Annotated in this window: 13 protein-coding genes; 5 read left to right on the top strand and 8 right to left on the bottom strand. The window is 55.8% G+C overall.

Annotated elements, in window-relative coordinates; genetic code table 11:
* Both K3152_RS14280 and K3152_RS14385 read left to right on the top strand, forming a co-directional pair.
* Nucleotides 1–129 (top strand): helix-turn-helix domain-containing protein (locus K3152_RS14280; protein WP_221573742.1); only part of this gene is annotated, 129 nt, incomplete at its 5' end.
* Nucleotides 130–205: 76 nt separating this feature from the next.
* Nucleotides 206–367 carry a DNA methyltransferase gene (locus K3152_RS14385; protein ID WP_425594672.1) on the top strand — a complete coding sequence of 54 codons (162 nt, stop codon included), beginning with the start codon at nucleotides 206–208 and terminating at the stop codon, nucleotides 365–367.
* A 3-nt stretch (nucleotides 368–370) separates the two neighbouring features.
* Here the strand turns inward: K3152_RS14385 and K3152_RS08670 are convergent, their stop codons facing one another.
* From K3152_RS08670 to K3152_RS08640, 7 genes are all read right to left on the bottom strand, one after another.
* A complete protein-coding gene (locus K3152_RS08670; RefSeq protein WP_221573684.1) occupies nucleotides 371–574 on the bottom strand; it encodes a hypothetical protein in 204 nt (67 codons plus the stop codon).
* An 18-nt stretch (nucleotides 575–592) separates the two neighbouring features.
* Nucleotides 593–1,012 (bottom strand): hypothetical protein, encoded by a 420-nt coding sequence (locus K3152_RS08665; RefSeq protein ID WP_221573683.1) that lies wholly within the window; start codon nucleotides 1,010–1,012, stop codon nucleotides 593–595.
* Between the two features lie 95 nt (nucleotides 1,013–1,107).
* Nucleotides 1,108–1,563 (bottom strand): surface-adhesin E family protein, encoded by a 456-nt coding sequence (locus K3152_RS08660; protein WP_221573682.1) that lies wholly within the window; start codon nucleotides 1,561–1,563, stop codon nucleotides 1,108–1,110.
* Between the two features lie 47 nt (nucleotides 1,564–1,610).
* The gene (locus tag K3152_RS08655) at nucleotides 1,611–1,943 is read right to left on the bottom strand and encodes a helix-turn-helix transcriptional regulator (RefSeq protein WP_221573681.1); all 333 of its coding nucleotides are present in this window, start codon (nucleotides 1,941–1,943) and stop codon (nucleotides 1,611–1,613) included.
* An 82-nt stretch (nucleotides 1,944–2,025) separates the two neighbouring features.
* Nucleotides 2,026–2,331, bottom strand: a complete 306-nt coding sequence (locus K3152_RS08650; protein ID WP_221573680.1) for a type II toxin-antitoxin system RelE/ParE family toxin — start codon at nucleotides 2,329–2,331, stop codon at nucleotides 2,026–2,028.
* A 695-nt stretch (nucleotides 2,332–3,026) separates the two neighbouring features.
* Nucleotides 3,027–3,455 carry a hypothetical protein gene (locus tag K3152_RS08645; RefSeq protein WP_221573679.1) on the bottom strand — a complete coding sequence of 143 codons (429 nt, stop codon included), beginning with the start codon at nucleotides 3,453–3,455 and terminating at the stop codon, nucleotides 3,027–3,029.
* Nucleotides 3,456–3,748: 293 nt separating this feature from the next.
* On the bottom strand, nucleotides 3,749–4,402 hold the full coding sequence (locus tag K3152_RS08640; RefSeq protein ID WP_221573678.1) for a hypothetical protein: 654 nt from the start codon (nucleotides 4,400–4,402) through the stop codon (nucleotides 3,749–3,751).
* Nucleotides 4,403–4,513: 111 nt separating this feature from the next.
* Between K3152_RS08640 and K3152_RS08635 the strand changes: the two genes are divergently transcribed.
* The 3 genes from K3152_RS08635 to K3152_RS08625 all read left to right on the top strand — a co-directional run bounded on the left by K3152_RS08635 (nucleotide 4,514) and on the right by K3152_RS08625 (nucleotide 6,532).
* Entirely contained in the window at nucleotides 4,514–5,023 is a 510-nt protein-coding gene (locus K3152_RS08635; protein WP_221573677.1) for a hypothetical protein, read from the top strand.
* Nucleotides 5,024–5,237: 214 nt separating this feature from the next.
* Nucleotides 5,238–5,813 carry a TIGR04282 family arsenosugar biosynthesis glycosyltransferase gene (locus tag K3152_RS08630; RefSeq protein WP_221573676.1) on the top strand — a complete coding sequence of 192 codons (576 nt, stop codon included), beginning with the start codon at nucleotides 5,238–5,240 and terminating at the stop codon, nucleotides 5,811–5,813.
* Complete coding sequence (locus K3152_RS08625; protein WP_221573675.1) at nucleotides 5,810–6,532, top strand: glycosyltransferase; 723 nt, start codon at nucleotides 5,810–5,812, stop codon at nucleotides 6,530–6,532. The genes K3152_RS08630 and K3152_RS08625 overlap by 4 nt, the downstream gene beginning before the upstream one ends.
* Here K3152_RS08625 and K3152_RS08620 read toward each other — a convergent pair.
* Nucleotides 6,529–7,542 (bottom strand): SDR family oxidoreductase, encoded by a 1,014-nt coding sequence (locus K3152_RS08620; RefSeq protein ID WP_247713279.1) that lies wholly within the window; start codon nucleotides 7,540–7,542, stop codon nucleotides 6,529–6,531. The genes K3152_RS08625 and K3152_RS08620 overlap by 4 nt on opposite strands.
* Nucleotides 7,543–7,587: the final 45 nt, after the last annotated feature.

Raw genomic sequence — 7,587 nt, 5'->3', positions numbered from 1 at the left:
AAGGGACGTCCCGCCAGCATCGATCCGAATGAGGTCAAAGCATTGAAGGAACAGGGTATGGGAGCGTCGCAGATCGCCAAGGAACTGAAGATCGGTCGGGCTAGCGTCTATCGAGCACTGTCAGAATAAAGTTTTGCAAAGTCGATTTGAGAGGCGGGGCAAGCCCCGTCCATCCATGAAACCAGTGGCCCTAATGTAGCACCTCATTGGGCTCGTCACGCCAGAGAACGGGACTGTGCTTGTCCCCTTCATGGGAAGCGGCAGCACAGGTATGGCCGCACTCAACAGGGGCCGCGACTTAATCGGAATCGAGCGAGACGAAGAGTATTCTGAAACGGCAGTCAGACGGCTGCGAGACGCCCTATAAGCCTTAATTCAAATACCCGCTCGACGCTTCAACTTGGCCGTTAATCAGAAAGAAGAATATGGCCGCACTAATTAGCGCAATCGCTCCTGCGGTGATAGTTAGTTGGTCGTAAGCTTCGCCGTCGCCTCTCGCTTTCGCAGCACCAAAAAGTTCAAGCGCTTTGACGAAGAGATACACGCAGCCCATCCAACCTATAATTTGCAGCATCGACAATTCCTCTTGAGGTTAGGGAAAGCGCATCATCACTTGGTTGTTGCTCATCATGAATTCCATCAACACGCTCTGTGCATCGTTTCCCTCATAAACGTTGCGCATGATCGCGTCGCGCTTTTCAGCCAACTCAAGCCAGTCCCGCATCATTCGATCATCGCAGATGAGCAGCCGCCTATTAGCAGGCCCCATTTCTCCATCGTCAGGCGTTTCCAAGTCAGGGTCTGCTAGAAACAAAATTTGCTTCTCGCCATCGGGCTTAGGTGTGTTGTCGATAAGACTTCCATCGGGCAATTCCACAACGCAGTGAGCCTCAGCTTCTACGAAAGCCTTCTTGCGCTCCCAGAACATCCAGCCGTTGACTGGCTTACCGTCAGGATGATTGCGCGCATTGATATAACAGTGACCATGCTCAGCGTCTGGGCAGGGTTTCACGGGAATATATCGAGGTTCAGCATCGCGAATGATGGACCGCGCTAGTCGCCTGATTGGGCTGTGAATGCGATGGGGAGTTGTCAGAGGCAAGGCGTTCAATCCTTTGCCATGTTCTGCAATGCCCCTTTGAAGGTTCCAAGCATCTCAGCATCAACCTTGTCGCGCCGTAAACCAGCGATCAAAACGTCGTCACAAGCGTAATTTGCAACTGCTTCTGCGACGGAATTTGGAGCGATTGGCTGAGCGGGATTTGTATAAGGGGCGCTGTTGGCCACCTCTTCATTCTTATAACTGATTGCATGGACAGCCCTGATATCTCGCGATGAGCAGTCGAGTTCAAAGTTTGTAAGGACGTAATCAGGGTCCGACTCAGCCTTAATCATTGCCGCCCATAGGCGCACACGACTGGAGGCCAGCTTTCGTAGCGAATTGTCATCAACGAGCACCGCTGTATCGTCGTCAATGTAGACAAATTGATAGCGTCCTTCAGCAAATGCAGGCGCTGCCAAGCATGTCAGGGCAGCGCCCAGTGCGATTCTGAATTTCATCATGTGCCCCCAGATAATTCGAAATACTTAAAGAAAGAAAACGGCTTCCATTAAGCTATTTCCATCGCCTCGACATGATTGGCTTTGTCGGCTCTTGCAACTGCCAAATCATGCCGTGCCATCATCGTCATAAGCGTCTCGGCAGGATAGCCAATCGCGTCCTCAATCTTGCTTGCCAAAGGCGCGGTGATTGCACGCTTGCCGTTGAGCATATTGTAAAAGCCAGAATGAGGAACGCCAAGGTGACGCGCCAAAACGGCGGGCTTAATGTCACGATCTGCAAGAACGGACTTGAGCACAATACCTGCGTGCAAGGCAAAGCCATCACCTTGCGACAGGTCAAGTTCTTCATCATCCCAATACGGGTTTAGGCGGCTGGTCACAGGTAATCTCCTAGTTTATTATGTTCTAGGCTATTGCGACGCCCACTTTTGCAGGTCGCCGAAAGCAGTAGTGTGACGCCCACTAATGAGGGTCGTCATATCTTAGCCCTGTTATCACGTGGGCCTTATCATCATATTCAAAGAGCAAGCGAGTGCTTCCCTGCACATCGATGCTCCATGTGCCCTGCTGGCCTTTGTATTCGTGACAACGCCAGTTGGGATTTGCTGCACAGATTTGACTGAGGTTAGTTGAGGCCAATAGCTGCGCAACAATGGCCTGAATCTTGGGCGCAATGCCCCGTGGCAGGCCCCTCATGTTTTCAGCGGCAGGCTTCGGATGGCCTTTCAGTATCGCTTTGATGCGCTTATCTTTTGCGCTGACTTTCATGTCATTTTCCCTTCAACGCACCGATAGGATGTATCGCGCCGCGATACAAGGAAAAAGTGTATCGCCACGCGATACATTCTTGGGTTGGGCAAAGGGGGGCTGGAAAAGTTCGCACGCAGAACTGCGATTTGCGAAATTTGCACTTACCATCTGGCAAGTGTTGTGCTTGATAAAGGGCGGAGCGCGACAATGGTGGGAGGCCCTTCTGGAAGGGGCCGCAAAAGCCTGTCAGCACGTGCCATGTCGCGCTCCTATCCCCGCCATGATGCGAAAGGACTGGCTCTATTAAGAGTCAGAACTGAGTCGTGCGCAAGAGGGATAACTGTAAAAAATCTGAAATTAATTTGTTGACTCGTCGCAACCCCGCAGAGCCGCGTTGATGTGCCTGTTTATAGGTAATTTGTTGGAAATTAACTGTGCGAATCGTGGGAAATGTGAGGGTTAAATTACACGCATTTCCTGATTGAGAACGGTTGCCACGGAAGCGCGCAAATCTGCGGCCTCGATAAATACGGTCATGGCAAATGACCGTAAACCATAGCGCCCAGACAAGCGCGTCTACAAGCGCAGAGAGTTGGCTGATGAAATCAGCAGCAAGCTGGACGTTGAGTTGGGCGCATGAAAATAACGCTATGCAACATTAGAGCCAGCCCAGCCATTCCAATGGCAAGACCCCTAGCTCTGTGGTCCATGCATCATCTAATAGTCATGTCGCTATCAGTGCGAAGAATGACTGAGTTCACATCTACACCTACGAATTCGATTGGGTAGCGACCATTCAATTCATAAAACCGTGCTTCGAACCGTTCCAAAACATCAACGGCGTTCTCGCCATCAAAGGTTTCAACGATAGTCGCCAAGCTGGGGTCTAGCGGATGATTGGCGATCTTGCGCAGCGTTTGGAGCGAAAAGACGAAGCGCGTGTAATTTGCTCGCTCGGCCTCGCTAAGCCTGCCCCACATCACTTCATCGATGTTTGATTTGGGAGCCACCCGCTTGAACACGTAATAGCGTGCAGCATCGGAAGCTTGAACCAATCGCTCACGCTCATAAACGAGTGAACCATTATCCTGAGCGAACACAGGTGCGGCGATTGCAAAGGCTGCGATCCAAAAATATCTCATTCTGTGTCCCTAGCAGTGTGCGAAAAATATGGCAGCCCAAAACCCTCCCATGAAGAACAGATAGAACAGCGCCGATAATCTCGAAGAAATACGAAGCCCACCACCAATTCTTATTTCATCCGTCACATGCAGGGCCACGACGGCCATACATCCCATACCACCCGCCTGTTCTCCTAAACCCCAACCGCTCAGCACAGCGCCAGATGCGCACAATAAGCGTGGCGATTTCAAACAAATCCATGCCCCTATTTAGGACCGAAGGGGCGCGCGGCCGGAGCCGCGCGCCCATCAGATCATTCCCACTCTAGGCCTGCCGTGTCGAATTTGAATTGGCGGTTGCCCTCACGATAAAATGGCAACTCAACGATGACCTTTTCAGACGACTTGAGTTTGCGGATTATCGCAGCAGGATATTGTGCAAAGACCACTGTGGAATCGCCATCGGCTGAACGGTTAAGGCTGAGCCGCTCAGGCTTTCCGTCAATCGAAATCATGCCAGCGCAATCCCGAATGCGGCATACAATTTGACCGTCGCTGATTTGGAATATCACATCCTCACCATACTGCTGGGTTTTGCGCACTGTCATGCGCAGACGTGAATCACAGCAATATGGGAAATCGAAGCGCACAGAATTGTTGCTAGTCACTTCTGCGAAGCGATCAGTCGTGCCACGCAACTCGTCTTTTTGCTCACTCACCGACCAATCGCTGCGAGGTTCAGGTTCCGATACAGCCGCTGCCGCCTCGTTTGCTGACGCCTCAATTGCATCTGCCTCTGCTTCCAACATCGCGTCAGCTTCCATTGATGCTAGGGTATTAGCCGACGCATCGTCCTCAGGCCCTTCCATAAGCGCGCCAAGGAATGCGAGGCCGAAAAATATGCCGACGCCCCAAAGCGCCATCTTGCCGCTGCCCATACCTGCTTTCGCAGGTGCATCATCTGTCATCGTATTGCCCCCATAGAAAATTTGCTGACAGGCAGTAAGGCTCCAAGCGCTGATTTGGCAAGAGTCACGCACATTGATTGTCGAAGCTTAATTTGCTGTCAGAACAGCGTCATGCTTTTGCGATCCTTTCTAGTTCTTCCTTTACTATTGTGCGCTTCTTGCGGCGATCCGCTAACGGAAGAGCATGATCGATGCGGCGATGAAGCCGTCGATCTAGCTGAGACGGATAAGAAGGCTGGGGTCCGAAAAGTATCAGCGTGCTACGAAAGCTATAAACGTGCGGTATGGGAGCGTGATAACCCAGAAGAGGCAGAGCGACAGCGCATTGAAAGGGAGGCGCGAGAAGCCCAGTCACAAGCCGATAGAGAAATTGCCGAACGCGAATTCAAAGACCGCATCTTGACTGCACGACGGCTGCGACTCAGCGCTGAACAAGCATGTCAGAGAAGATTTGATCCAGACACATTGGAGGGGTCTATCGCGATGCAGGATTGTGAGAGAGAAGCTTACATGACCTACACTAGAAGCCGTCAGGAAGTGCGGGAGGAAATGATAAGCGACGGTTTTCGCGATCCTGACGAATTCGGATTAATCGATCTGGACAACGTTAGCTTCTATTAGTTGCAAACGGGGCTAGCGCGGTATCCTGCACAATGGTGGTAGTATTCCAAAATGTATTCCAAAATTTTCAGAGAATGGCGGACTCCTAAGGGTTTCAGCATCTCAGAAAATGTCTTTTAATCAGTAGGTCGCTGGTTCGAACCCAGCACGGCTCACCACGAATTTTCCTCCATCGCCCTTTCCCTGCGCAGCCAGCACGTTATCGTGGTCGGCGATGGTATCCCCCAAGCTTTCGATTTTCGCTCGCCTGCCTGTGCCCGGCAAGGTGAAGACGCGACTCATTCCCGCCTTGGGCGAGGAAGGGGCTGCGCGGCTTTATGCGCGGCTCTTGGCGCAGACGGTCGAAGTGGCGCGCGAGAGCGGGCTGGAGTTCGAGCTTCGCGTAACGGGCGGGGAGATTGCGGCATTTCACGAACTGTTCGGCGCGGATGTCGAGGTGGTCGACCAGGGCGATGGCGACCTCGGCGCGAAGATGGCTCGGGTGGAGGCTCCGGCATTGCTCATTGGCAGCGATTGTCCCGGCGTGACCGCGCCGCTTCTGCAGGCCGCTGCGGGCGCGCTGGAAGACCGGCGTGTAGTGCTGGGCCCGGCAAACGACGGGGGATATTACCTCATCGGGTTCAGCGAACCGGTTCCTTTCCTGTTCGACGAAATGGAGTGGAGCACGCCGAGCGTCCTTCCCGAGACACTCAAGCGTTTGGTCGAGCGCGGGATGGGACCCGCAGTGCTGCCCGAACTCGCCGATATCGATACGGCGGAAGACCTCGCGCAGTGGCCCGAATTCGAATGAGCGTCACGCTGCTCGTGCCGGTTCTGGACGAGGAAAAGGCCCTGCCGGAACTGGTCGATGCATTGACGAAACTCGACCCGGCGCCGGAAGAAATCCTGCTGGTCGATGGGGGCAGCAGCGATGCGTCTGTTGCCATCGCTGAAACTGCGGGATGGCGCTTGCTGCAATGCGAGAAGGGTAGGGCGCGGCAGATCAATTTCGGCGTCGAGCAGGCGCAAGGCGGGCTTGTCTGCGTGGTCCATGCCGATACGCTTCCGCCTTCCGACATGGTGCAGGTCATCGAGGAGACACTGGCCGATCCGCGCATTGCGCTTGCCAGCTTCACTCCCGTAATTCGCGGGCCCGAAAAAACCCGCTGGGGCACGACGCTGCATAACTGGGCCAAGACCTGGTACGCGCCGCTCATCACGCGTCCGCATCTCTTCGTGCGCGGCGTGCGGTTGCTGTTCGGCGACCACGCAATGTTCTTCCGCCGCGCCGATTTCCTTAAGATCGGCGGCTGCACGCCGGGCGATGCGGTGATGGAAGAGGCGGATTTGTGCGTGAAATTCGCGCGGCTCGGCAAGGTGAAGATAGTGCCGCGCAGGGTCTACACCTCGGACAGGCGCATCGCCGCATGGGGGCCGCTCAAGGCGAACTGGATTTACTTCAAGGTCGGCATGCTATGGGCCTTCGGTCTGCGCAGCCGCATGGGGCAGCACTATCCCGACGTGCGCTAGGCTTCGGGCAGGAAACCCGCCTCGATGCAATAGTCGATGAGACGGCGGATATAGGGCTCCCCCGTCGGCGGGCAGCCGCGCCCGGCCAGTGCGCGGAATTCGCTGTCCGAGAAATGCGGGTCGCGCTGGAAATAGCTCGCATAGAGGCCTGCGACACGCCGGTAGAGGCGGCGCTCGAGCGCGGGTAGGGCGGCGGGGTCGAAGCCTTCGGGCGCGACAAAATCTGGCTCGTGGAAATTCGGATAGCTGCCGATGGCTTGTGCGAATTGCGCCACGGGCAGCGGCTGGCCGGAGACGAGGTGGAAGGTCCCGCCTGCCGCATCGTCCATCCGGTTCGCCAGCACGGCGATGCCGCCCGCAACATGGTCGATGGGCACGAAGTCGAGCGTCCCGTCTTCCCTCGCGGGCATGTGCCGCACCCGGCCTTCCGCGATCAGCTTGAACGCGGCATAGGTCGTGTCGAACTGGCGGATGGTGCCGCTTTCGTATTCGCCCACGACGATGGAGGGACGCGCGATGGCCCAGCGCAAATTGCTGGCGCGTACGAGGCGTTCGCCTGCTGCCTTGCTAGCCTCGTAGCCGTTGGCGAAGCCGCTTTCCGGCAGCGGTTCGTCTTCGCGGATGATGCCGCTGGTGTCGCCGCAGACATAGGCAGTCGAGACATGCAGGAAATCCATGCCTCCCGCCTCCGCCAGCGCCAGCGCATGCGCCACGCCGCCGACATTGACCGCGCGGTAGTCTTCTTCGGCCAGGTCGAAGCGGACCGTGGCAGCGCAGTGGACGAGCAGGTCGTGCGCGGCTGCGACTTCGGCAAAGCGCGCCTCGTCCCAGCCCAGCATCGGCTGCGACACATCGCCGGCGATGGTCGGGATAGCGACGGCATCGCCATTGTTGGCGCGCACATCAGGGTTGCGGTGGACGAGACCGGTGACCTCGTGCCCTTCCGCCAGCAGCCGGGCGCAGACTTCGCCGCCCAGAAGGCCGGCGGCTCCGGTGACGAGAATCCTCAAGATGCGAGTGCCAGTGCCATGTAACCGGGAGATCCCTGCAAGCGA

This window comes from Qipengyuania polymorpha, from assembly GCF_019711435.1.
GTDB classification, from domain to species: domain Bacteria; phylum Pseudomonadota; class Alphaproteobacteria; order Sphingomonadales; family Sphingomonadaceae; genus Qipengyuania; species Qipengyuania polymorpha.
Note: the sequence above shows the minus strand (reverse complement) of the source record. Positions and strands in the feature narration are given on the sequence as shown.